18 protein-coding genes and 1 riboswitch are annotated in these 23,913 nt (G+C 63.7%); of the genes, 13 read left to right on the forward strand and 5 right to left on the reverse strand.

Going from position 1 to position 23,913, the window contains the following annotated elements:
* Positions 1–98: 98 nt before the first annotated feature.
* Entirely contained in the window at positions 99–1,163 is a 1,065-nt protein-coding gene (locus ACUXH0_RS24510; RefSeq protein WP_024974747.1) for a porin, read from the forward strand.
* Positions 1,164–1,230: 67 nt separating this feature from the next.
* Here ACUXH0_RS24510 and ACUXH0_RS24515 read toward each other — a convergent pair whose 3' ends face one another.
* The 3 genes from ACUXH0_RS24515 to ACUXH0_RS24525 all read right to left on the reverse strand — a co-directional run bounded on the left by ACUXH0_RS24515 (position 1,231) and on the right by ACUXH0_RS24525 (position 4,994).
* Positions 1,231–2,484, reverse strand: coding sequence for a D-amino acid dehydrogenase (locus tag ACUXH0_RS24515; RefSeq protein ID WP_182594772.1), 1,254 nt, complete (start codon positions 2,482–2,484; stop codon positions 1,231–1,233).
* 145 nt (positions 2,485–2,629) lie between these two features.
* A riboswitch (glycine riboswitch) is annotated at positions 2,630–2,735 on the reverse strand.
* Positions 2,736–2,799: 64 nt separating this feature from the next.
* On the reverse strand, positions 2,800–3,591 hold the full coding sequence (eutC, locus tag ACUXH0_RS24520; protein WP_182594773.1) for an ethanolamine ammonia-lyase subunit EutC: 792 nt from the start codon (positions 3,589–3,591) through the stop codon (positions 2,800–2,802).
* A 20-nt stretch (positions 3,592–3,611) separates the two neighbouring features.
* Complete coding sequence (locus tag ACUXH0_RS24525) at positions 3,612–4,994, reverse strand: ethanolamine ammonia-lyase subunit EutB (protein WP_182594774.1); 1,383 nt, start codon at positions 4,992–4,994, stop codon at positions 3,612–3,614.
* 124 nt (positions 4,995–5,118) lie between these two features.
* On the opposite strand from ACUXH0_RS24525, the gene chrA reads away from it, so the two are divergent.
* Positions 5,119–6,354: a chromate efflux transporter gene (gene chrA / locus ACUXH0_RS24530; RefSeq protein WP_024974751.1), complete on the forward strand. Its 1,236-nt coding sequence runs from the start codon at positions 5,119–5,121 to the stop codon at positions 6,352–6,354.
* A gap of 50 nt (positions 6,355–6,404) precedes the next feature.
* On the opposite strand, the gene dbpA is transcribed toward chrA, so the two are convergent.
* Entirely contained in the window at positions 6,405–7,802 is a 1,398-nt protein-coding gene (dbpA, locus tag ACUXH0_RS24535; RefSeq protein WP_024974752.1) for an ATP-dependent RNA helicase DbpA, read from the reverse strand.
* A 14-nt stretch (positions 7,803–7,816) separates the two neighbouring features.
* Positions 7,817–8,002, reverse strand: a complete 186-nt coding sequence (locus ACUXH0_RS24540; RefSeq protein WP_024542192.1) for a hypothetical protein — start codon at positions 8,000–8,002, stop codon at positions 7,817–7,819.
* Between the two features lie 597 nt (positions 8,003–8,599).
* Here ACUXH0_RS24540 and ACUXH0_RS24545 point away from each other — a divergent pair.
* The 11 genes from ACUXH0_RS24545 (at position 8,600) to ACUXH0_RS24595 (ending at position 23,852) form a co-directional block, all read left to right on the forward strand.
* Positions 8,600–10,348: a PHA/PHB synthase family protein gene (locus ACUXH0_RS24545; RefSeq protein WP_004627239.1), complete on the forward strand. Its 1,749-nt coding sequence runs from the start codon at positions 8,600–8,602 to the stop codon at positions 10,346–10,348.
* 164 nt (positions 10,349–10,512) lie between these two features.
* Positions 10,513–11,025, forward strand: a complete 513-nt coding sequence (locus ACUXH0_RS24550; RefSeq protein ID WP_182594775.1) for a hypothetical protein — start codon at positions 10,513–10,515, stop codon at positions 11,023–11,025.
* 9 nt (positions 11,026–11,034) lie between these two features.
* On the forward strand, positions 11,035–12,480 hold the full coding sequence (locus ACUXH0_RS24555) for a bifunctional enoyl-CoA hydratase/phosphate acetyltransferase (protein ID WP_182594776.1): 1,446 nt from the start codon (positions 11,035–11,037) through the stop codon (positions 12,478–12,480).
* Positions 12,477–13,658: an acetate/propionate family kinase gene (locus tag ACUXH0_RS24560; protein WP_182594777.1), complete on the forward strand. Its 1,182-nt coding sequence runs from the start codon at positions 12,477–12,479 to the stop codon at positions 13,656–13,658. The genes ACUXH0_RS24555 and ACUXH0_RS24560 overlap by 4 nt, the downstream gene beginning before the upstream one ends.
* Before the next feature lie 443 nt (positions 13,659–14,101).
* Entirely contained in the window at positions 14,102–15,586 is a 1,485-nt protein-coding gene (locus ACUXH0_RS24565) for an NAD-dependent succinate-semialdehyde dehydrogenase (protein ID WP_182594778.1), read from the forward strand.
* Positions 15,587–15,621: 35 nt separating this feature from the next.
* The gene (locus ACUXH0_RS24570; protein WP_182594779.1) at positions 15,622–16,791 is read left to right on the forward strand and encodes an iron-containing alcohol dehydrogenase; all 1,170 of its coding nucleotides are present in this window, start codon (positions 15,622–15,624) and stop codon (positions 16,789–16,791) included.
* A 196-nt stretch (positions 16,792–16,987) separates the two neighbouring features.
* The gene (locus ACUXH0_RS24575) at positions 16,988–18,451 is read left to right on the forward strand and encodes a flavin-containing monooxygenase (protein ID WP_182594780.1); all 1,464 of its coding nucleotides are present in this window, start codon (positions 16,988–16,990) and stop codon (positions 18,449–18,451) included.
* A gap of 13 nt (positions 18,452–18,464) precedes the next feature.
* On the forward strand, positions 18,465–19,442 hold the full coding sequence (locus ACUXH0_RS24580) for an alpha/beta hydrolase (protein WP_182594781.1): 978 nt from the start codon (positions 18,465–18,467) through the stop codon (positions 19,440–19,442).
* Between the two features lie 662 nt (positions 19,443–20,104).
* Positions 20,105–20,518 (forward strand): RidA family protein, encoded by a 414-nt coding sequence (locus tag ACUXH0_RS24585; RefSeq protein ID WP_012430342.1) that lies wholly within the window; start codon positions 20,105–20,107, stop codon positions 20,516–20,518.
* A gap of 56 nt (positions 20,519–20,574) precedes the next feature.
* A complete protein-coding gene (locus tag ACUXH0_RS24590; RefSeq protein ID WP_024974762.1) occupies positions 20,575–21,942 on the forward strand; it encodes a DUF1329 domain-containing protein in 1,368 nt (455 codons plus the stop codon).
* 74 nt (positions 21,943–22,016) lie between these two features.
* Positions 22,017–23,852, forward strand: a complete 1,836-nt coding sequence (locus tag ACUXH0_RS24595) for a DUF1302 domain-containing protein (RefSeq protein WP_182594782.1) — start codon at positions 22,017–22,019, stop codon at positions 23,850–23,852.
* The last annotated feature ends 61 nt before the right edge of the window (positions 23,853–23,913 follow it).

The following is a 23,913-nucleotide window of genomic DNA, read 5'->3' on the forward strand; positions in this document are numbered from 1 at the left end:
GGTCGTGCGGCCGTGGGCGTTATCCACGCAACACCACGGCTGCGCGGGCAGCCGTTGCAGATCCATCCCCATCACATCAAAGAGGAGACAAGGGAGCCATGAACAAGACAATGATTGCCGCATTGGTGCTCGGAGCCACGAGCCTGCCAGCGGCAGCGCAAACCACCGGCGGTGTCACGCTCTACGGGCTGATCGACACCACCATCCGCTACAGCACGCACGAAAACGCGGCAGGCAACAGCAATCTGCAGATGATGGACGGCGTGCTGACCGGTAGCCGCTGGGGCCTGCGTGGCACCGAAGACCTGGGTGGCGGCACCAAGGCCATGTTCATCCTGGAATCGGGCTTCTTCCCCGATACCGGCGGCAGCCAGCAGGGCGGGCGACTGTTCGGACGCACCGCGGTGGTGGGCCTGGAAGGCGACTACGGCAAGCTCTACCTCGGCCGGCAATACACGCTGGCACACGAGGTTTTGTCTTCGTACGAGGCGATGGCGTTTGCCAACAACTCCATCGTCGGCTATCAGGGCGGCAACTACACCGGCCTGCGCTACGACAACACGGTCAAATACATCAAGTCGTTTGGCGGCCTGCAGCTTGCCGGTGCATGGACGTTTGGGGAGGCGGCCGGCAGCTTCAGCAAGAGTTCGGCCGGCGCCGGCTCGATCGTCTACAGCATGGGGTCGGCTGAAGTGGGCGCGGTGTACCAGGTCACGCGCGATGTGTCGTCGGCGTTCTTCGGCGCGGTGCCGGCGGCGCTTGCCAGCAAGCAGACGGTCTGGGGTTTTGGCGGCAAGCTGGATACCTCGATTGCCACGTGGTACCTCGGCTACACGAACAGCCGCCTCGACGTGGCCGACTACAAGAACCAGGCCGCCTATGTGGGCGCAAAGGTGCCGATCTCCGGCGCACTGAGCTTCATCGGCACCGTGCAGTACGACTGGATGAAGCACCTCGATTCCAGCGGCAAGCGCCTGACCACCGCCGGCATGCTCGACTACGCCTTCAGCAAGCGCACCGATGTGTATGCCGAGGTGGACTACACGCATCTGCAGGGGAGTTGGGTGGCGTTGGACAGCGCCGCCGCGTTCAACAACTCCGGCAACCTGTACGGCAACAACTCGCGCTTGGGCGTGATGCTGGGCGTGCGACACAAGTTCTGATCGCTTGGATCGTTCTCGCAATGAATAAGCCCGCCAGCGTCCCGGCGGGCTTTTTCGTTTTCTGCGATCAATGCACCGGGCAATCTCGCGCGATCACGTCGCCCACCATCGCGGCAGTGGCGCCGGACAGCGTCCAGCCGAGGTGCCCGTGGCCTGTGTTGTAGAACACGCGCGCGTGCCTGCCACGGCCGACGCGCGGCATCATGTCCGGCATCATCGGGCGCAAGCCGGCCCAGGGCACCACGCGCGACGTGCCCATCGCAAAGTTGCGGCGCGTCCAGGCCACCAGGGGTTCGATGCGGTCGGCGCGGATGTCGCGGTTGTAGCCATTGAACTCCGCCGTGCCGGCCACGCGGAACCGGCCAGTGCCCAAGCGGCTTGTCACGATCTTCGCGCTCTCATCCAGCAGGCTGACCCACGGCGCGCCTTGCACGCTGGCTTCATCGTCCAGGTGCACCGTAATCGAATAACCCTTGACCGGATACACGTTGATGCGATCGCCCACCAGTTGCGCGATATGCCGGCTGCCCACGCCCGCGCAGACGACCATCGCATCGGCGGCAAGGTCCTGAACGATATTCGCCGCACTGGTGGAAAGGCGGTCATCCAGCGTGGTCTGCAGCAGGAGGCGGACGCCGCCTTCAGTGGTTTGCACATCGCGCACATCCACGCCTTGCATGAAGCGCACGCCGCGCCTTTCGCAGGCCTGCGCGAGGCCCCGCGTGAACTTGTGGATGTCACCGGTGGCGTCGGATTCGGTGAAGTAGCCGCCGTAGTAGTTGCCGCGTAGCGTCGGCTCAATGGCGGCAATCTCCTCGGGGCTCACGGCGTGGCGCTCAAGGCCGCCGGCGACGAGCAGGGCGTTGGCCTTGCCTGCTGCCGCAAAGCTGGCCTTGTCGTGATAGACGTGCAGAATGCCGCGCTTCTGCAGGTCGAAATCGATCTGCTCGCGTTCCGCCATCGCAAACAGATGCTTGCGTGCCTCGATGGCCATGCGTGTGGTTTCGATGGTGTTGCGGCGGTAGTGCGCGATGCTGGCCACGAACTCGCCGATCCACGAGTATTTGTGCCACGAGGGCTTGGGATTGAGCAGCAGCGGGGCATCGTTGCGCAGCATCCATTTGATGCCCTTGAGCAGCGTGCCAGTGCTGTTCCAGACTTCAGCGTTGCTGGCGGAAAGCTGCCCGCCGTTGGCGAACGATGTTTCCATGGCCGGATACAGGTGGCGGTCGAGTACCGTGACCTGATAACCGAGTTGCGAGAGCGTGTAAGCAGTGGTGACGCCGGATATGCCGGCGCCGACGATGACGATGTGCGTCATGGCGGTCCCTATGGAGTGATGTCATGACCGGACGATCCGGTCGGCTCACCCCATCTGTCTCGGGACCTGAGAGCTTGGGCGTCAGCAGCGCTGGCGCCTTCCCCTTCGGTGGGCGCGCGCGTGCACGCCTCTCTCCAGATTCGCAGTCGACGCCACAGTCCTTTTGCCTGAGAGTTTCCGGGGTGGTTGCTCCATCGGCGCCGGGCGTTGCGCGCGTGTGCGTTGAGCCCGGTCTCTCCTGCGGCGTGTTGCAGCTGTCGTTGGTGCGTCAGCCGCGCCTGCGTGCTGCCGGTGTGGGCAGCGGGAGGGAGTGTGTCATGGGTCGTGACGTTCGGCAAGTCGGGCTGCCCCGTAGGCAACGGCCGGCGTGTCGTCCTTCAGGTCGACGCCACTGCGGCCCAGCGCCAGCGCGCCGTTGAGCAGGAACACCAGCCGGGTCGCTGCCTGGTCATAGGTCAGACCTGCCGGCCGCACATTGGAGATGCAATTGCGCTCCGCATCGGAGCGGCCAACGCACGGCGCGTAGGTCAGGTAAATGCCTAGGCTGTCAGGCGAACTCAACCCTGGCCGCTCACCGATCAGCATCACCACCTGCCGCGCGCCCAGCAGTGCACCGATCTCATCCCCCAGCGCAACCCGGGACTGCTCGGCGATGGCAACTGGCCCGATCGACCATCCGGCCGGCAGACGCTCACGCACGCTGCATAGCAGCTGCACTGCATGGCTTTGCACCGCCAATGCGGAGAGCCCATCGGCAATCACGAAGACAACGTCGAACGGCTGCGCTGGCCGCAACGCGCCAAGTCTTGCGCGGCTGGCCTCGTCAAGGCGGCGGCCAAGGTCGGGACGGCGCAGGTATTCCGCGCGATCGGCTGCCGCGCTGTGCGCGGTCACCACCGTGAAGCCCGCTTCACCAAGTGCGGCCGCCACCGCTGCGCTATCGAGCGGCAGGTGCACGGCGTCGCGCGCCTGGGCATGCGCCACGCCAAACGCCAGCACGGCGTCGGTCGTCTGGCTGTTGCCGGCGCGGCCCAGCGCGATACGGGCGTCGGTAAAGGCGCGCAGGTGCGCCCACGGATTCAGCTGGACGAGGGTGTGTTTCGGCATGTCTGGCTTCCCCACGGAATTCACAGTGCGTGAGCCAACTGCAGCAGCGGTTGCCGCGCCGTGGCGTCTTGCAGGCGGCCGGCAGCATCGACGATGCCCATGCTTTGTAGCCACGCCTCGAACTCCGGTGCGGGTCGCAACCCCAGCATGTCGCGCAGATAGAGCGCGTCATGGAACGACGTACTCTGGTAATTCAGCATGATGTCGTCAGCGCCCGGCACGCCCATGATGAAATGGATGCCCGCCACGCCAAACAGCGTGAGCAGCGTATCCATGTCGTCCTGATCGGCTTCGGCGTGGTTGGTGTAGCAGACGTCGCAGCCCATCGGCAGGCCCATCAGCTTGCCGCAGAAGTGGTCTTCCAATCCAGCGCGGATGATCTGCTTGCCGTCGTACAGATACTCCGGCCCGATAAAGCCGACCACCGTATTGACCAGCAGCGGCGAGAACGCCCGCGCCACCGCATACGCGCGCGCTTCCATGGTCTGCTGATCCACACCGTGGTGTGCGTTGGCCGACAGCGCGCTGCCCTGGCCGGTCTCGAAATACATCACGTTGTTGCCGACCGTGCCGCGCGCCAGGCTCTGCGCGGCGTCATGGGCCTCGGCCAGCAAGGCGAGGCTGATGCCGAATCCCGCGTTGGCCTGTTCGCTGCCCGCCACCGACTGGAACACCAGGTCGACCGGCGCACCTTGGTCAATGGCGCGCACCGTGTTCGTCACGTGCGTCAGTACGCAAGACTGCGTGGGAATGGCGTAGCGATTGCGCAGTTCGTCAACCAATTGCAGCAGCGAAACGATGGCGCCGAGATTGTCGCTGGCAGGGTTGATGCCGATGGTCGCGTCGCCGCAGCCATAGAGCAGGCCATCGATGATCGACGCAGCAATGCCTTTGGGATCATCCGTCGGGTGGTTGGGTTGCAGCCGGACCGACAACCGGCCCGGCAAACCGATGGTGTTGCGAAAGCGCGTGACCACGCGGCACTTGCGCGCCACGGCGATCAGATCCTGGTTGCGCATCAGCTTGCTGACCGCGGCGGCCATTTCCGGCGTGATGCCGGGCGCGACGCTTGCCAGTGTCTGGCTGTCGGTCTCATGCAGGAGCAGCCAGTTGCGGAATTCGCCCACCGTGAGCGAGGCGATCGGCTGGAAGGCCTGCGCGTCGTGCCGATCAAGAATCAGGCGCGTGACCTCGTCGTCTTCATAGGGCACCAGCGCTTCGTTGAGAAACACCGACAGCGGCACATCCGCCAGCGCCGTGCGCGCGGCCATGCGTTCGCCTTCGCTGGCGGCTGCCAAGCCAGCCAGATAGTCGCCCGAACGCGACGGGCTGGCCTTGGCCAGCAGCGTCTTGAGATCGTTGAACACATGGCGCTGTGCGCCAATGGTGTGGGCAAAGTGCATGATGGGATACCCGGCAGAGTCCAATGGCGGTGACGGCGATGCCTATCCTGCCACTTTAGTTGCCTTCCAAGCCATGGCGGCAATGTTCTAATACGGGTTTCTCAAACGTCGATATCCCGCGCCAATGACCGCTTCCGCCACACCGTCCCGTACACATCAAGCGGGCTCTGCCATGGAAGTGCTGGCGGTCTTTCTCAAGCTGGGCCTCACGAGCTTCGGCGGCCCTGTCGCGCATATCGGCTACTTCCGCCGCGAGTTCGTGGAGCGCCGCCGTTGGCTGGACGACGCAACATTCACCGATCTGGTCGGGCTGTGCCAGTTTCTGCCGGGGCCTGCCAGCAGCCAGGTCGGGTTTTCCGTCGGCCTGCTCCGGGCCGGCTGGCGCGGCGGGTTGGCGGCGTGGTGCGGCTTTACGCTGCCTTCCGTCTTGTTGCTGCTGGCATTTGCGATGCTCGCGCCGAGCCTCGGCGGCCCGTTTGGCGCGGGCCTGATCCACGGTTTGAAGCTGGTTGCCGTTGCTGTGGTGGCGCAGGCCGTGTGGGACATGGCGCGCAAGCTCTGTCCAGACTGGCAGCGCGCAGGCATCGCGGTACTCAGCATCGCCGTGCTTGGCGCGTTGACGACCGTCTACGCGCAACTTGTCGTGATTGCGCTTGGCGCCGCGCTGGGCCTGGTGTTGTGCCGGACATCCCTTCCGGCCAGCGGTAGCCAGAGGGCAGGGCAGGAGGCCGCATTCCGCGTGTCTCACGTGGCCAGCATCGTCAGCCTGGCGTTGTTCTGCGCGCTGCTGTTCGGACTTCCGGTTCTGACGGATCTTCATCCGTGGATGCCCGCGAAGGTATTCGATGCGTTCTATCGTTCGGGTGCATTGGTTTTTGGGGGCGGGCACGTCGTGCTTCCGTTGCTGGAGCAGCAGACGGTCGCGACCGGTTGGGTGGCATCGAACGATTTTTTGGCTGGCTACGGTGCCGCACAGGCCGTGCCGGGGCCGCTCTTCACCTTCGCCGCTTTCCTCGGTTGGACGATCGGCCCCGGGCTCAATCACTGGGCCGGTGCTGCCCTCGCTACGGTGGGTATTTTCCTGCCGGGCTTGCTGTTGGTCATCGCGGCGCTGCCTTACTGGCAGGGATTGCGCGCGCGCCCGTCCATGGCAGCGTTGCTTGCGGGGGTGAATGCCGCAGTGGTTGGGTTGCTGGCGTTTGCCCTTTACACGCCGGTCTGGACGAGCGCCGTGCGGTCATGGCTCGATTTTGCCGTCGCGGCGATTGCGTTCCTGCTGCTGACGCAATGGAAAACGCCACCGCTGATCGTGGTGGCGTTCTGTGCGGCGGCGGGTGTTGCCGCTGCCATGCTGGGTTGAATCACGCGCTTCCTGCGGGCGGCAACCGGTAGCTGCGCAGGGCAGGGGCGTCATTCATCCATCAGCCGAACCCTGACCTTCTTGCCCTTCAACGTGCCGGCGTTGAGCTTGCGCAGCGCGTCGCGCGCGATGCCGCGTTCGACCGCAACGTACGTCGAGAATTCGGTCACGTTGATCTTGCCGATCTGGTCGCCGCGAAAGCCGGCATCCCCAGTCAGTGCGCCGAGCACATCGCCAGGGCGGATCTTCTCCTTGCGCCCGCCCAGAATCTGCAGCGTTTCCATGGGCGGCAGCAGCGGCGCATCGTTGCCGGTATCCAGCTCGTCGAGCTTGTGCCATTCGACCTCGCGGCCGAGCGCCTGCTCGATATTGCCGACGCGCCCCATCTCGTCCATGCTGGCGAGGCTTAATGCCCAGCCGTTCTCATCGGCGCGGCCTGTGCGGCCAATCCGGTGCACGTGCACTTCGGGATCGGGCGTCACGTCAACGTTGATCACCGCTTCAAGCTGGGCGATATCGAGCCCTCGCGCGGCAACGTCGGTCGCAACCAGCACTGAGCAACTGCGGTTCGCGAACTGGATCAACACCTGGTCGCGCTCACGCTGTTCGAGTTCGCCATGCAGCGCAAGCGCGTGAATGCCCTGCGCGCGCAACACATCGAGCAGGTCTCGGCATTGCTGCTTCGTGTTGCAGAACGCGAGCGTGCTGACCGGACGGTAGTGCTTGAGCAGTTGCCCCACCGCATGCAGCCGCTGGCTGTCGGTCACCTCGTAGAAGCGCTGGCGGATCTTGCTGTCGTCGTGGCGCTCTTCGAGCTTCACTTCCTTCGGGTTGCGCAGAATCCGCTGGCTCAGCTTTGCAATACCTTCCGGGTACGTCGCCGAGAACAGCAGCGTCTGCCGATCGGCTGGACACTGGCGCACGACTGTTGCGATGTCGTCGAAGAAGCCCATGTCGAGCATGCGGTCGGCTTCGTCCAGCACCAGCGTCTTCAGTGCACCGAGCGCGAGATTGCCGCGCTCCAGATGGTCCATGATGCGGCCCGGCGTGCCGACGATGACGTGGGCGCCGTGCTCCAGGCTTGCGGCCTGCGGGCGCATCGGTGTGCCGCCGCACAGCGTCAGCACCTTCACGTTTTCTTCGGCACGGGCCAGGCGGCGGATCTCCTGCGCCACCTGATCGGCAAGTTCGCGCGTAGGGCACAGCACCATCGCCTGCACGTCGAAGCTGCGCGCGTCGAGCCGTGCGAGCAGGGCCAGCGCAAACGCAGCGGTTTTGCCGCTGCCCGTTTTTGCCTGCGCGATCAGATCGTGGCCGGCAAGGGCGATCGGCAGGCTTGCGGCCTGGATCGGCGTCATGTCGGTATAGCCGAGCTGCGCAAGGTTCGCGAGCACAGCCGGGGCGAGCGCTAGGGTGCTGAAGGGCGTGGCGGTCGGTTCGATGGTCATGTTGTTGCGCTGGGTCACTTGTACGGCTTGCCTTCGAGTTGTTCGTAGACGACGGTGCCGTCGGCAGCTTCGAAGCGTTCGACATAGTTGCGTGCGCCGCACAGCGCACAGCGGAACAGCGGCCCTTGGCCCTCGTCTTTGATCACGACGTCGGAAAGCTGCCACTGCGTGCCGCAGCTCTGGTTGATGCAAATGAACACGGTTTTCTCTAAATGGATGTTGTGTTGCGCCTCGATGACGAGGTGGTAGTCAGGGGCTGCGAGTGCACCGATATGAATCCAGATGGGTACCTCAACCACAAATGGCTTTGCCGCGCCATTTGCAGGAGTTTGCACTGCCCTGGGCCTATTTTGGCCCGAGCAGTGGAGATTGCATCTCGTCTGATGGAGTCGGCGCGTTGCGCTCAATGCATCCTGTGGTTGCGACAGATTCGCGGGCACAACCTGGAGCGCGATGGAAATCTGGGCCCGATGTTGCAGACCGCCGCGTTTTCCCCGCCGGACTCTAACACACCCATTTAGGCCGGTGGCCCGTTGACCGGGCCTCTTGGAATCCGCGGTTCCAGCCGGACCCGAGCGGCATCGGCGCGATATGAAAGCAGCGCGCTCATGTCCACTCCCAACCGCGGAACTCCGTCGCCACCGCCACTGCGACGACTGGCAGGCAACCGCAGATGTCGTTTCTGTGAAACCACCTAGAGTCGGCCCTCTTGTCCCAGTTTGAGGTGCATCAAGTCCGGGCCGTAGCCCCTGGCATCTAATGGATTGCATATTTCGCAATCGTTTGACGCCCCGACCATGCGCACCGCCCCCGTGCCGTCTTCGCCGACTGCAGAGCAGATCGACCTACCATTTCACGCGGCGCTTGCCCGCGCGTCCAATTCGCTTTCGATTGCATCAATGCAACTGGCCCTGTTCGATTGGGCGCTGCATCTGGCCGGCTCACCGGGCAAGCGGCTGGATCTATGGCGATTGGCGCTAACGCAGGCCCAACAACTCGAGGGTTACATCCGGAACTGCATGGCGTCCGGCCCTCAGAACGCGTGTCTTTGCGTCCAGCCGCCGGCCCGCGACCGTCGTTTCGCGGCCGACGAGTGGCGCCTGTGGCCGTTCAACGTGCTGCACCAGTCCTTCCTATTGACAGAACAATGGTGGGAGGCCGCCACGCGCGGCGTGTGGGGTGTCGCGAAGCACCATGAGGACGTGGTCGCCTTTGCTGCGCGTCAATGGCTCGACATGATGTCGCCGGGCAACCAATTGGCAACCAACCCCATTGTCCTGCGCCGGACCTTTGAGCAGCACGGCACCAACCTTGTGCGCGGCGCGCTCAATGCGCTTGACGATCTGGAGCGCTCCATGAGCGGCGCGCCGGCTGCCGGTACCGAACGCTTTATGGTGGGCCGCGATGTGGCCATCACGCCCGGCAAGGTGGTCTTGCGCAACCGCCTGATCGAGTTGATCCAGTACGCACCGGCTACGGGCAAGGTCCAGGCCGAGCCCATCCTGATCGTGCCGGCCTGGATCATGAAGTACTACATCCTGGATCTGTCGCCGCAGAACTCGCTGATCCGCTATCTGGTCGAGCAGGGCCATACCGTGTTCTGCATCTCCTGGAAGAACCCCGACGAGGCGGATCGCGCCCTCGACATGGATGACTACCTCAAGCTCGGCGTCTTTGCCGCGCTCGATGCCGTCAATGCCATCGTGCCGGGCCAGCGCGTCCACGCCGCCGGCTACTGCCTGGGGGGCACGTTATTGGCCATCGCTGCGGCTGCCATGGCACGCGATGGCGATGCACGGCTGGCGTCCATGACGCTCTTTGCCGCGCAGACTGACTTTTGCGAGCCGGGCGAACTGGGCCTGTTCATCGACGAGGCACAGGTCAGCCTGCTTGAAGCGCAGATGGAGCAGACCGGCTATCTGCGCGCCAGCCAGATGGCCGGGGCTTTCCAGATGCTGCGCTCATACGACTTGCTGTGGTCGCGCCTGGTGGGCGAATACTTGCTGGGCGACCGCGCACCCATGAACGATCTGATGGCCTGGAACGCCGACGCCACGCGCATGCCCGCGCGCATGCACAGCCAGTACCTGCGGCATCTTTTCCTGAACGACGACCTGAGCGAGGGCCACTATCCCGTCAACGGCAAGCCGGTGGCACTCAACGAGATCGATTTGCCCATCTTCGTGGTGGGCACGCTGACCGACCACGTGGCGCCCTGGCGCTCCGTCTACAAGCTGCATCACCTGACCGAGGCGGAGCTGACGTTCGTGTTGACCAGCGGCGGTCATAACGCCGGCATCGTCAGCCCGCCCACCAACTCGCATCGAAGGTTCCAGATGCAGACACGCCACACAGGCGAGACATCGGCGGGGCCGGATGACTGGCTGGCATCGGCGCCCGCCACCGACGGTTCGTGGTGGCCGGCGTGGCACGCATGGCTCGTTGCACATGCATCGGGCTCCGCGCTGGTCAAACCGCCGAAGATGGGCGTTCCAGGATTGCCGCCACTGGCCGACGCGCCCGGCACCTACGTGCTGGAGAAATAGATGCGTGTGGAGAAACAACGCGGGGATCTGGTCCAAGGTCTGGTCGATGGGACTGGTGGTGTGGCCTCAATGTCTGGCCATCTGCGTAATCGGCACCGTGCTGTTTCTCGCATCATTGACACGCTTTCGCCAAACCATCAGCCAGATGGCTTAAGGAGCCCAACATGGATACACCCGCCAACGTTCCTCTCGCGCTTCAAAAGGCGCAGATTGCATTCGGACTGCAGACGTTGGGTCTGCTCAAGGCAACGCGGCAGCGCTGGTATGAACTCGGCGCCGAGCTACTGGCCGCAGACGTTGCCCGCACGGAGTCTGCGCTGGCCGACCTGCAAAGCGTCGAGGATTGGAACGCGTTTGCTGCGCTGCTACCCAACGCATTCTGGCAGAGCAGCCAGCGGGCCATGGATGTGCTGCAAGGGGTGCTGCATACCGCCATCTCGAACCAGTCGAGCTTCGTGGCGGATTACCAACGCGTCATGCTGGAATGGCAGCAGGCTTCCGTCCGGGCGCTGAGCACGGCCGGCAATGCCATGCCGATCCACACGGCGCTGCAGGGGATGCTGTCGACGTGGGGCTTGCCGGGCGATGCATTGCCGCGTTCCGCAAGCGAGCAGTCGAACCCGACCCTTTTGCGTGCCTCCGGCAAGGGCAACGGTCAACTCCGCAAAACTTCCTGACGAGCGCACATGGGCCCCGATCATTTGCCTGCACCGCCGGCGCTGCTGCCGGGCAGCGACCTTAGCGTGGTGCGCAATCGCACCTTTGACGAAATTGCCGTTGGCGACACTGCGGCCATCCTGCGCACCCTCACGGCGGAGGACATCCAGCTCTTTGCCGTGCTGTCCGGGGACGTCAACCCGCAGCACCTCGACCCCGAATTTGCCGCATCCACGCGCTTTCACGGCGTGATCGCCCACGGCATGCTGGGCGGAGCACTCATTTCCGCCTTGCTCGGGACCCGTTTGCCCGGCCCGGGAACGATCTACCTTGGGCAGACGCTGCAATTCCTTGCACCGGTGCGCGTGGGCGACACGTTGACCATCCGCGTGACGGTGGTCAGCAAAGAGGACGAAAGAAAGCGGGTCACGCTGGCATGCACGTGTACAAACGACAGCGGCACGTTGGCCATCACGGGCGAGGCCGAGGTCATCGCGCCCACCGAGCGGATCGAGCGTCCGCGCACCACACTGCCGGATGTGCGTATCACCACCGGCAGTGACGGTATGCACCGGCTGCTCGACCATGTGCGACCTCTTGGTGCAGTCCGCATGGCCATCGTCCACCCGTGCGATGCGCTGAGCCTGACAGCCGTGATGGACGCGCACGCTGAAGGCCTGATCGTGCCTTGCCTCGTCGCGCCATACGCCAAGCTGATGCGCGTAGCCGCCGATGCCGGCCTTGACCTCCGTGGCATAGAGATTGAAGACGTGCCGCACAGCAGCGCCGCTGCCACCCGCGCGGTGGAGCTTGTCACGCAGGGCAGGGCAGAGGCGCTCATGAAGGGCAGCCTGCATACCGATGAATTGATGGCAGCGGTCGTGCGCGACGAAGCGGGGCTGCGTACCAAGCGCCGGATCAGCCATTGTTTCCTGATGCAGTCGCCCGCGTATCCGCGGCCGTTTATCGTGACGGACGCCGCCATCAACATCGCGCCGACCCTCGATCAGAAGGCGGACATCGTCCGCAACGCCATCGATTTGGCCCATGCGATTGGCGTGGAACGCCCCCGGGTGGCGATCCTTGCGGCGGTCGAGACCGTGAACCCGCGCATGCCGGCCACGCTCGATGCGGCCGCACTGTGCAAGATGGCGGACCGCGGCCAGATTGAAGGCGGTGTGCTGGACGGGCCACTGGCTTTCGATAACGCGGTATCTGCCGCTGCCGCGCGCATCAAGGGCATCGTCTCGGAAGTGGCAGGGCAGGCCGATGTGCTGGTGGTGCCCGATCTGGAAAGCGGCAACATGCTCGCCAAACAGTTGGAATACCTTGGCGGGGCTGCCAGCGCGGGCATTGTGCTCGGCGCCCGCGTGCCCATTGTGTTGACCAGCCGTGCCGACTCGCGTGAATCGCGCATCGCGTCGTGCGCGCTTGCCACCTTGCTGGCTCACCGCTACCGCAGCTTGCCGCCATGAACGATTGCATCGTCGTACTGAATTGCGGCTCGTCGAGCATCAAGTTTGCGTTGTTCGATGCCACCTTGGACCCGTTGCCGCGTGCGCCCATGTGGAACGGCAAAGTGGAGGGGATCGGCACTGAACACCCCACGGCGACAGAGGCTGGCGCGCCGACACAGGCGCTGGAGCTTGACGGTGTGCAGCCGTATCACGCCGCGCTCATGCACATTCGCCAGCGTGTCGAGCAAAGGCTGGAAGGCCGCCGGCTGAAGGCCGTGGCCCATCGGGTGGTGCATGGCGGCGCCAAGTACTTTGCGCCGGCACGCGTGAGCGCGGAGGTGCTTTCCGATCTGCGCAGCTACATTCCGCTGGCGCCGCTGCATCAGCCGTTTGCATTGGAAGCCATCGAGGCGCTTCTGTCGGGCTTGCCCGACGTGCCGCAAGTTGCTTGCTTCGATACCGCGTTCCACAACACGCTGCCACAGGTCGAGACGATGCTGCCGTTGCCTTACAGTGCATGGGAGCGTGGCCTGCGGCGTTATGGCTTTCATGGGCTGTCGTACGAGTACATGTCGATGGCCTTGCCCGAACGGCATGGCGACATCGCACGCGGGCGAACCATCGTCGCGCACCTGGGCAGCGGCGCCAGCCTGTGTGCAATGCACGGGCTGAAGAGCGTGGCCACTACGATGGGGTTTTCCGCGCTCGAAGGCCTGATGATGGGGACGCGATGTGGCTCGCTCGATCCGGGGGCAGTGCTCTACATGATGGAGACGGAGCATCTTTCCCCAGCACAGGTCGGGCACGTGCTGTATCACGAATCGGGTCTGCTTGGCGTGTCAGGGCTGTCTTCCGACCCGCGCGACCTGATTCCGCGCGAGGCCGACAACCCGCGTGCGCAGGCAGCGCTTGCGCTCTACGTGCGCCGGATCGTCCGCGAGATCGGCGCCCTGGTAGCGGTGCTTGGTGGTCTGGATCTCTTGGTATTCACGGCCGGTATCGGCGAACACAACGCCGTACTGCGCGAACGCGTTGTGGGGGGACTTGGTTATTTGGGCGCCAACCTGGATGGCGAGGCCAACCAAGCGCATGCAGCGATCATTTCCAGTTCAGCGAGCCGGATTCGCGTGGCGGTGGAGCCTACTAATGAGGAGTGGGTGGCAGCTCGGCATGCGGTTCAATGCAATTTGCAGTGACGAGAGTGCGGCGATGTAAATCTAGGTGCAATGTCCCAGTCCGAAATGGCTATGCCGCGTCATTCGCAAGAAATCGCGCGCACTTCAGTCACGCCTGCATGTCCCGCAACACGCCCAACTCACTCGATTCGACATCATCTGCGCCTAATTCCGTCGGTGTTTTCCCTAACCTTTATTGCATTGAATTTAGGCCATTTAGCCGCTAATATTTGGCCGTCGTAACGTGTTTTGTAGGCCAACAACACGCAATAATCGGAGGTTTGTCGGGACCGAGATGTTGGGCTGGCGCCTTGCGTGTGGCACTGCAATTGACTGTCATCCTTTGCGCCTGTACCAGCGCGTCGCCATGGCGTACCGATATCTGATCTGGTTCGCCAGCCTCCGCATGGCTTGCCCGACCGCTCTCTGCGAAGCGTCATCCATTCCATATGCAGTTCAACGTAATGAACCACGACACCCAAGCTACCGCAGCGCTCCAGGCCCGCCTGCGCGATCCTTCATTGCTGGAAACGCGCGCCTGGTTGGCCTCGGGATGGCAAGAGGCATCCGACGGACGCTCGTTTGCGGTGACCAATCCCACCACGGGCGAGATCCTGGCCCGCGTGGCCAGTTTGAGCGGTGCCGAAGTTGAGTCTGCAATCACGGCCTCCGCACAAGCGCAGGCCGTTTGGCAGCGCCGCAGCAGCCACGAGCGGGCCAAGCTGTTGCGTGCCTGGTTCGATCTGATGATTGCCAACGCCGATGACCTGGCCCTGATCATGACCTCGGAGCAGGGCAAGCCGCTGGCCGAAGCGCGCGGCGAGATCCTTTACGCGGCGTCGTTTGTTGAGTGGTTCGCGGAAGAGGCCAAGCGCATCTACGGTGACGTCGCATCGCATCCGCAGACCGACAAGCGGATCCTCGTCATTCGCCAGCCGGTCGGCGTGTGCGCGGCCATCACGCCGTGGAATTTCCCGGCGGCGATGATCACCCGCAAGGTGGCGCCAGCCCTCGCTGCGGGCTGCTCGATTATCGTGCGGCCGGCCGATCTGACGCCGCTGACCGCGCTTGCACTGGCGGTGCTGGCCGAGCGTGCGGGTATTCCTGCCGGGGTGCTTCAAGTCGTGTGTGGCCCATCGCGCGAGATCGGCGCGGTCCTGACGGCCAGCCCGGTCGTGCGCAAACTGTCCTTCACAGGCTCGACCGAGGTTGGCCGGGTGCTGATGAGCCAGTCGTCGCCGACGATCAAGCGGATGTCGCTCGAGCTGGGCGGCAACGCGCCGTTCATCGTGTTCGACGATGCCGATCTCGATGCCGCCATCGAAGGTGCGATGGCGTCGAAGTACCGCAACAGCGGCCAGACGTGCGTATGCGCCAACCGCTTTCTGGTGCAGGACGGCATCCACGATCGCTTCGTCGAGGCGCTGGTGCGCCGCGTGGCGGAGCTCAAGGTCGGCAATGGCGTGGAGCCAGGCGTGCAGCAGGGGCCGCTGATTCAGCAGTCAGCGTGCGAACACCTGCAAGCCATGATCGACGATGCCGTCGGCAAGGGCGCGAGGGTTGTCGTTGGAGGCAAGGGCCATGCATTGGGTGGCACGTTCTTCGAGCCGACCGTGATTGCCGGCGCCACGCCGGACATGCGCGTGGCGCGCGAGGAACTGTTCGGTCCGGTCGCTCCTGTGTTCCGCTTCCGCGATGAGGCAGAGGCGATTGCTATGGCCAATGACACCGAGTACGGCCTTGCCGCCTATCTCTACACCCGCGACAACGCGCGCATCTGGCGCGTTGGTGAAGCGCTGGAGTACGGCATGGTGGGCCTGAACACCGGTCTGATTTCCAACGAGGTGGCCCCGTTCGGCGGCGTGAAGCAATCCGGTCTCGGCCGTGAAGGCTCGCGATACGGCATCGACGAATACCTGGAAATCAAGTACCTGTGCGCACAGGTCTGAGCGCGGGGCAACCGACAGCACCAACGAGCAAGAGCATGGATCAATTCCAACAGCCGGTACGTTTCGACACGGTCCCTTCCATCCTCCAGGAGTGGGGCGCCGCGCGCCGCCTCGGAGAGCTCTTGGCCGCATGGACCGAGCGCCGCAGTGTGCTGGTCGTCACCGATGGTGGCCTGCACAAGGCCGGGGTGCTGGAGAGCGCCAAGGCATCGCTGGCGACCGCCGGCTTCCGCGTGACCGTTTTCGACGAGGTCGTGGCCGATCCGCCTGAGGCGGTGTTGCTGCGTTGCGTCGAGCATGCGCGCGCGGCCCGTGTCGATCTCGTGATTGGTCTGGGTGGCGGCTCGTCGATGGACATTGCAAAGCTGGCGGCCGTGCTGGCTGTCTCCGAGCAGCCGCTGGCCGAGATGTACGGCATCGGAAACGTCAAGGGCGCACGCGTGCCGCTGGTGCAGATGCCGACCACGGCCGGTACCGGTTCGGAAGTGACCAATATCTCCATCGTGTCCGTCGGCGAGACGACCAAGATGGGAATCGTCGCGCCCCAGCTTTACGCAGACCGCGTGATCCTCGACGCCGAGCTGACCGTCGGCCTGCCGCGGCAGCACACCGCGGCCACGGGGATCGACGCCATGGTTCACGCCATCGAGGCTTACACCAGCAAGCACAAGAAGAACGCCATTTCCGACGCGCTGGCGCGTGAGGCGCTGCGCCTGCTGTCGGCCAATCTGCTGGCTGCATGCGAGAACGGTAACGACCGGCGCGCGCGCGAGGCGATGCTGCTTGGCGCGACGCTCGCGGGCCAGGCTTTCGCCAACGCGCCGGTTGCGGCCGTGCACGCGTTGGCGTATCCGCTGGGTGGGCATTTCCATATCCCGCACGGTCTGTCCAACGCGCTGATGCTTGGGCCGGTGTTGCGCTTCAACGCCGCAGCAGCGGCTGCGCAGTACGCAGAGCTGGCGGGCGCGCTGGGCATCGGCGAGGCAGATGGCGATGACGATGCCCGCACCGCTGCCTTCATTGCATTCTTGGAGGACCTGATGGATCGGTCCGGTGCGCCGCGGCGGCTGCGCGATGCAGGTGTCACGCGCGAAAGCCTGGCGATGCTTGCCGCGGACGCCATGCAGCAGCAGCGCTTACTACAGAACAACCCGATCGACGTGCAGCAAGCCGACGCCCTGCGGCTCTACGAACAGGCGTACTAAGGCCGGAGTGGGGCGCTTGCTGGACCAGTCAAGGCCAGCGCGCCACTGGCTGGAGAACCATGTGCTGACCTGCGCCAGGTGCGAAGCCCGACCTTCGCCTGCGATGCGCTCGGGAACAGCGCAGGCTGGCATCTATCAATCCATTGCAAAGGGACCCGTCGTCGGGCGGGGCCCGCAGTACAGGAAGCGAAGCATCATGAGTCAGGTCGAAACCAACGGTCACTACAAGGTTGTCATCCTCGGCGCCGGATTCGGCGGGCTTGGCATGGCGGCCCAGTTGAAGCGGGCGGGTATCGATGATTTCGTCGTGCTGGAAAAGCGCCCGGCGCTGGGCGGCGTTTGGCGCGACAACTCCTATCCCGGCGCGGCGTGTGACACCGAATCGCACCTCTACTGCTACAGCTTCCATCCGCATCTGCGCGTGAGTGCCATGTACGCGGGCCGCGACGAGCTGCTCGGCTACATGGAATCGCTCGCAACCCGTTTCGGACTCGAATCCCATCTGCGCTTCAACAGCGAAATCCGCGGCGCGGTCTGGGACAAGGTCGATCGCCTCTGGCGCTTCGAGCTGGCCGACGGCTCGCGCCTGACCTCGCGCTTCTTCGTGCCGGCCTGGGGGCAGCTCAACCGACCGTTGATTCCCAAGGTGCCGGGACTGGGCACCTTCAAGGGGCAGTACTTCCATTCCGCCGACTGGCGCCATGACGTGGACCTGCGCGGCAAGCGCGTCGCCAGCATTGGTAACGCGGCCAGCGCGGTGCAGTACGTTCCCGAGATTGCCCCGGTGGTGAACCATCTGACTGTGTTCCAACGCAGCGCCAACTGGATCATGCCGCGCAATCAGATTGTCTTCGCCACGGAACAGCTCGATGAATTTCAGCGCGATCCGGCCCTGTTCGAGAAGAGCCGCGAGCGGCTCCATGCATTCCGAGAGTCAGGCTTCGAGCGCACCCGCGTCGGCACCGATGCGCAGCGCGAAGGCAAGCGCCTGGCGCTGGAACATCTGGAGCGAAGCGTCGCCGACCCCGTCCTGCGTGCCAAGCTCACGCCTGACTATGAATTTGCCTGCAAGCGGATTCTGCGCTCCGACGACTACTATCCGGCCCTGACGCGCGACAACGTCACGCTCGAGACGGCCGGAATCGAGGCGTTTGTCGAAGAGGGCATCCTGACCAAAGACGGCCGCGTGCATGCTTTCGAGGTCGTGGTGTTCGGCACCGGTTTTGAGAGCCAGGCATTCCAGGGTGACCTGCAGGTCAGTGGCCTAGATGGTTCGCTGGCCGATGCCTGGGCCGACGGACCGCAAGCGTATCTCGGCATGGCAGTACCGGGCTTTCCCAATCTATTCATGATCTATGGCCCGAACACCAACCTGAACCACAACTCCATCCTGTCGATGCTGGAGATCCAGCAGCGCTACATCATCGATGCGATTCGCGGTATCGAGGCCTCGGGGGTGGATGCATGCCACGTCAGCAGGTCGCTATCCGACGACTACAACCGCGCGCTGCAGGCGGCAATGAGCGGCTCGGCATTTTCGGCCGACTGCTCAAGCTGGTACAAGAACGCCAAAGGCAAGGTCATCAACAACTGGTCCGGCACGGTGGATGAATACCGAGCGACGGCGCGCTGGGATCTCGGCGCATTCGAGCCGATCTGACGGGAGCAGGGACATGTCTTCGGAACGCTCCTGGCAGCCGCTCGCCGAGGTGGCGGAGGATGCGCGGCCCCTCGTGCAGGCGTTCCGCGAGGCGGGCGGCCTGCACTACGGCAGCCTGGCGCCGGAGCCTTCGCGTGCTAACTTTGCCCGGGCCTGCGGCCTGAACGGCTTGAACGGCATTGACGGCGTTGGCCATCGCGACATCATGGTGCCGGTGACCGACGGAGAGATCCGGGTGCGGCTGTACCAGCCGGACGAAGCGGGGGGCGCGGGCGACAAGGGGCCGTTGGTCGTGTTCCTGCACGGCGGCGGGTGGGTGATTGGCAGCATTGACACGCATGACGGCATTTGCCGACTGCTGGCCCGGCAAAGTGGCTGCGTCGTCGCGTCGGTGGAATATCGTTTGGCCCCAGAGCATCAATGGCCCGTGCCGCTGCGGGACTGCGAGCAGGCACTCGGCCATCTGGTCGCCAATGCGGCAGCGTTGTCCATTGACGCCAGCCGCGTAGTGCTGGCCGGCGATAGCGCGGGCGGCAGTATGGCGACCATCATCAGCAATTCGCCGGCTACAGGGGCGTACGAGGTCGCGGGCCAGGTGCTGCTCTATCCGGTGACGGACCTGACCGCAAGCCGGCCGTCCTACGGACGCTTCCTGGGCGGGCTGCCGCTCGTCGCAGAATCGATGCAATGGTTCCGTGAGCTGTACGTGCCCGCAGGCACACCGCTTGACCAGCCCACCTTGTCGCCGCTGCTGCATGCAGAGGGCCGCCGTCAGCCTCCGATGTTTATCGCCACCGTTGGCCTGGACCCACTCTGCGACGAAGGCATTGAATACGCAGCAATGGCAGCGCGGGCAGGCGGCTTGCTGGAGCATCACCACCTGCCTCGCCATATGCACGGCATTTTCACGGCGGCAGGTCGCATCAGCTCGGCGCAGAACTTGCTCGAGCTTGGCGGCTTATTCATTCGTCGACTTTCTCGGCACTCGTAAAGCGTTGCTTTTGATGCGCAACGATGAGGTCGCCTTTTTCTGATGGGTGGCACGCGAGCTGGCGCGTGTGCTGATCGCTGCGCCAGCAATGTCGCGTCGGCCTGTCGGTCTTGACTCGAGCTTCGGCAATTAGCCAGGCCTGCAACGCATGAATCCATTCGCTTGCCCATGCGCGGATCGGTTCAGTCGACCGCCCGCGTGACTCCCAGCCCCCCGGCGGCTCCCTCAGGTCGCTCCTGTTCCGGCTCTCCATCTAATGGCAACGCGGCACATGCGCGTGCTGCAGCGTTGCGCTGCGGCGATCGAACCGCCGAATCCACACCAGCACCCCTTAATGGACCGGTTGGACATCGTTTGCGTCCCGCTTGGTTGGTATTTTCCCTAGTTTGTCACACCTTGATGATAGGCCGGTGCAACGCTAATATTTGGCCGTACTAACGTTATTTGTAGGCCGTCAATACGTATTCATAAGGCGATGCTCAGATGGGTGTCGCTCAGGTCGGTGCCGCACCGCGCGTCACGCGGCCGTGCTGGCTTTCTTGGCGGCGAGACGATCTTCAAATGGCAGCCCGAAAACAGGTGCAGGGCTAGAGCGCTGTTGGCGTCTTCTTCTGCTCCGCACACCTGTTTCCATCAACGCATCTAGCAGAGAGGCTCAGGCCATGGCTGCAAGCAATAAGCGTCAATCGATCATCCCGGCTCCTTTCCAAGGGCACTACGACGCGTATCACTTCTCGCCGGCAACGCGCGTGGGCGACATGGTCTGGGTGTCCGGCCAGGTTGGGGTGGATGCTGACATGAAGCCTGCGGAGGGGATGCAAGCGCAGGCGCAGATCGCATTCGAATGCCTGAAGCTCGTTCTCAACGAGGCGGGCGCAAGCCTGGCCGATGTGGTCGAGCTCACGACGTTTCACACGGACCTGCATGGCGATATCGACGCGTTTATCGCCGTCAAGGACCAGTTCTTTCCGAGCCGCTATCCGTCGTGGTCGGCGGTAGGGGTGACGCAGTTGGCCTTGCCTGGATTGCTGATCGAGATTCGCGCGATGGCCGTGGCCGGATCCGGTGAGGAATGAGCGCTTGAGGCGGCCGGACATGCTGGCTGCACGGCGAGAGATATTGGAAGGAGCCCATGATGAAGAAGCAACGCATTGAATTCGTATCCGCTATTGCGGCCGCAGTATGTTGTGTGATCGGCACCGCCGCCATGGCGGAAGACCTCACGCCGGAGGGCGGTGATCGCGCCGCGAGCAAAGATGGTGCGGTACCTGCTTACGCAGGTAAACAGTCGCCCGAAGCGGGTTGGGAGTGGGGCAAGGTTCGCGGCGATTTCTGGAAGCACAAGAGCGAGAAGCCGCTGTACTCGATCGATGCGTCAAACATCGACAAGTACGCAGACAAGCTGACGCCAGGCCAGATCCAGCTCATCAAGCAGAAGAAGGGCTATCGCATGGACGTGTATCCGTCGCATCGCGAATGCCAGGTGCCCGACTTCGTTGCGCAGAACTCCAAGGCAAATCTGACCGGAGCGAAGCTGGATTCGACGGGGGAGCAGCTGCAGACCGCCACCCTTCCGGGTGTTGCATTCCCGCAGCCCAAGAACGGCGCAGAAGCGATCCTGAACTACATATATCGCTACCACGGTGAAGGTCTGGAATGGCCGAAGATGGTTACCTCGATTTCCCCGCGCCCGGGCGGCAATGAATGGATCGACGTGATCTCTCCACAGCATGCTCTCCTCCCATGGGGCAAGCCCGGCAAGACGACGCCGCAGGATGTTGACCAACTCAGCAGCGCCGCCTTCTTCAAGATGGAATCGCCACCGGCGCTGGCCGGACAGGCTTTTGTACAGCGGCAGTTCTTCAACAAGTCGTCGGAGACGTTCTATTACTTCCCGGGGCAGCGTCGTGTGCGCCGCATGCCGGCCTATACGCACGATGCGCCGGTCATCGGCATGGAGAACCAGTACCTGATCGATGAGGCCAACATGTTCTACGGCACGATCGACCGGTTCAACTGGAAGCTCGTCGGCAAGAAGGAGCTGCTGGTGCCGTACAACGCGTTCGGCATGTACAAGTTCAAAACCAACCTGCACGACGTTGCCACGCCCGACGGCGTTGCTTCGGGCAACCGTCGCTACGAGATGCACCGCGTCTGGGTGGTCGAGGCCACGCTCAAGCCCAGCGCGCGTCACGTTGCATCCAAGAAGGTGTTCTACCTGGATGAAGACAGCTGGTTGGCGCTCGTCGGCGAAGACTACGACGCCCAGGGCAAGCTCTGGAAGGTGCGCGAGAGCTACCCGATTCCGGTGTGGGAGCTGGGCAGCACGTGCGACAACCTGCCCTTCGCGATGTACGACCTCAGCAACGGCCGTTACGTGATGGATCAAACGACGTTCGGTCAGGGCAAAGACATTCGTTGGTACGAGCAGATCAATGATCCGCGCTTCAAGACGGATTTCTTTACCGCAGAGACACTGCGCGCGGTGAGCGAGCGCTGAACGTGGCCGCATGAGCGGGGGCCGGCACGCGCTTGAGGAGGGGCGTACCGGTATCAAAACGGGTTGGAGGAAAAATGAATACCAAGAAGATGTCCACGCGGACAGCGATTTCGCTCGCCGTGTTGGCGGCAACAACGTCTGCAACGCACGCCTACGACTTCACCCTGGGCACGGACGACGCGGTGAAAGGCTCGCTGGTGAGCAACATCACGGCCGGTGTGGCAACGCGGACAAAAAGCCCGAGCTGCGCGCTCACGGGTGATCCGAATGCAAATGGCTGCGGTGCGGCGGCCAATACCGACCAGTGGGGCGCTGGCGACAACGGCGATCTGAACTATCGCAAGTGGAAGCCCTACAGCACATACCTGAGCGCGACCAGCGAACTGCTGCTGACGATGCCCAGCGAGGGGTTGAAGTTCATGGCGCGCGGCACGGGCATGTACGACTTCATGGCCAAGAACACCGAGCGCACGCCGCTGTCGAGTGATGCGAGGGCGCAGGTGGTTTATGACGCGCACGTGCTTGACCTATGGGCGCAGAAGGACTTTACCGTGGCGGATCAGAACGCCCACGTCCGTATCGGCAACCAGGTCATCAACTGGGGCGAGAGCATGTATGCCATGGGCGGCATCAATGCCACCAACTCGCTCGATATCCAGAAGCTTCTGATTCCTGGCTCGCAGCTCAAGCAGGCGCTGCTACCTGCGCCGATGGTGAGCTTTGCCACGAATCTCTCGCATGGCTTGAGCACCGAGGCTTATTACCAGTTCATCTGGAACGGCAACCGCATGCCGCCGGTTGGCTCTTTCTGGTCGGCGTCCAACGCTGTGGGCCGTGGTGCTGAGCCTTTCACCGTGAACACGACCAATTTCAACGCGAACGGCCCGAGCGCGGGTACGGTGGCGGGCCAGAACGGTTTGAACAGCCACGACCCGGGCACCATTGCGGCGATCAACAACGGCCTGGTCAATGGCGACTTCGCTGGCCCACCGTCGTTCTCGATCGGGCTGCCGGTCTCCAACAAGCTGCCTTCAAAGTACAAGCCGCAGTTCGGGGTGAAGTTCAACTATGTGCCGACCTCCATCGACGCGAACTTCGCCTTCTATTACGAGAACTACACCGACAAGTCGCCCGTGTTGAGTTCGTTCACGAATAACACAGCACAGTGGTCGTATCAGCAGAATCGTCAGCTGTTTGGTATCAGCGCGAACTTCCCGGTGGGACCGTGGGCAGTCGGTACCGAGCTGTCGTATCGCCCGCGTGACGCCGTGGCGCTCTCGGGTTGCTACGGCGCAGGCGGACCGATGGACCTGAACGTGAACCCGGCCGGTGTCGACTGCCAGCAGTGGGTGGACCGCAAGAAGCTGCAATTCGGTATCAACGGCATTCTGGCACTCACGCGCAGCGAGTATCCGTTCCTCAAGATGATAGGAGCGGATTCGGCCTCGCTGACCGCAGAAGCGACGATGGTCTACTACCCCGGTCTTGGCGGAAGCGTGACACGCACCATCAACGGCGTGCAGGTCATGCAGGCGCCGCAGGCAGGCTATCTGACGTGGCTGAACAACAACTCAGGCACGGGCTACCCCATCGGCATGCGCCAGGGTACGGCCGCCTCGGGCGGCGTGACGGTCGACTTCAACTGGACGTATGACGGCACGCTGATCCCCGGCTGGCAGGTCACGCCGGGTGTGACGTTCAACGCGGGCCTGTACGGTTACACGCCCACCTTTAACGCGAACTACATGCAGGGCGCGAAGTCGGCCAACTTCTACGTGCTGTTCAACCAGAACCCCACCGTCTGGCAGGCGGGCATCAACTTCACGGCGTTCTGGGGTGGGCACAACACGGTCGGCAATCCGTATTCGGATCGCAACTTTATCGGCGCATTCGTCACGCGCAACTTCTGACGCGTCCGTGTCGGGCGGCGGCGCGCGCGGTGCGCCGCCAGAAATACTTGAAGGGGTAGTG

Source organism: Ralstonia sp. 110700041-2 (assembly GCF_056280165.1).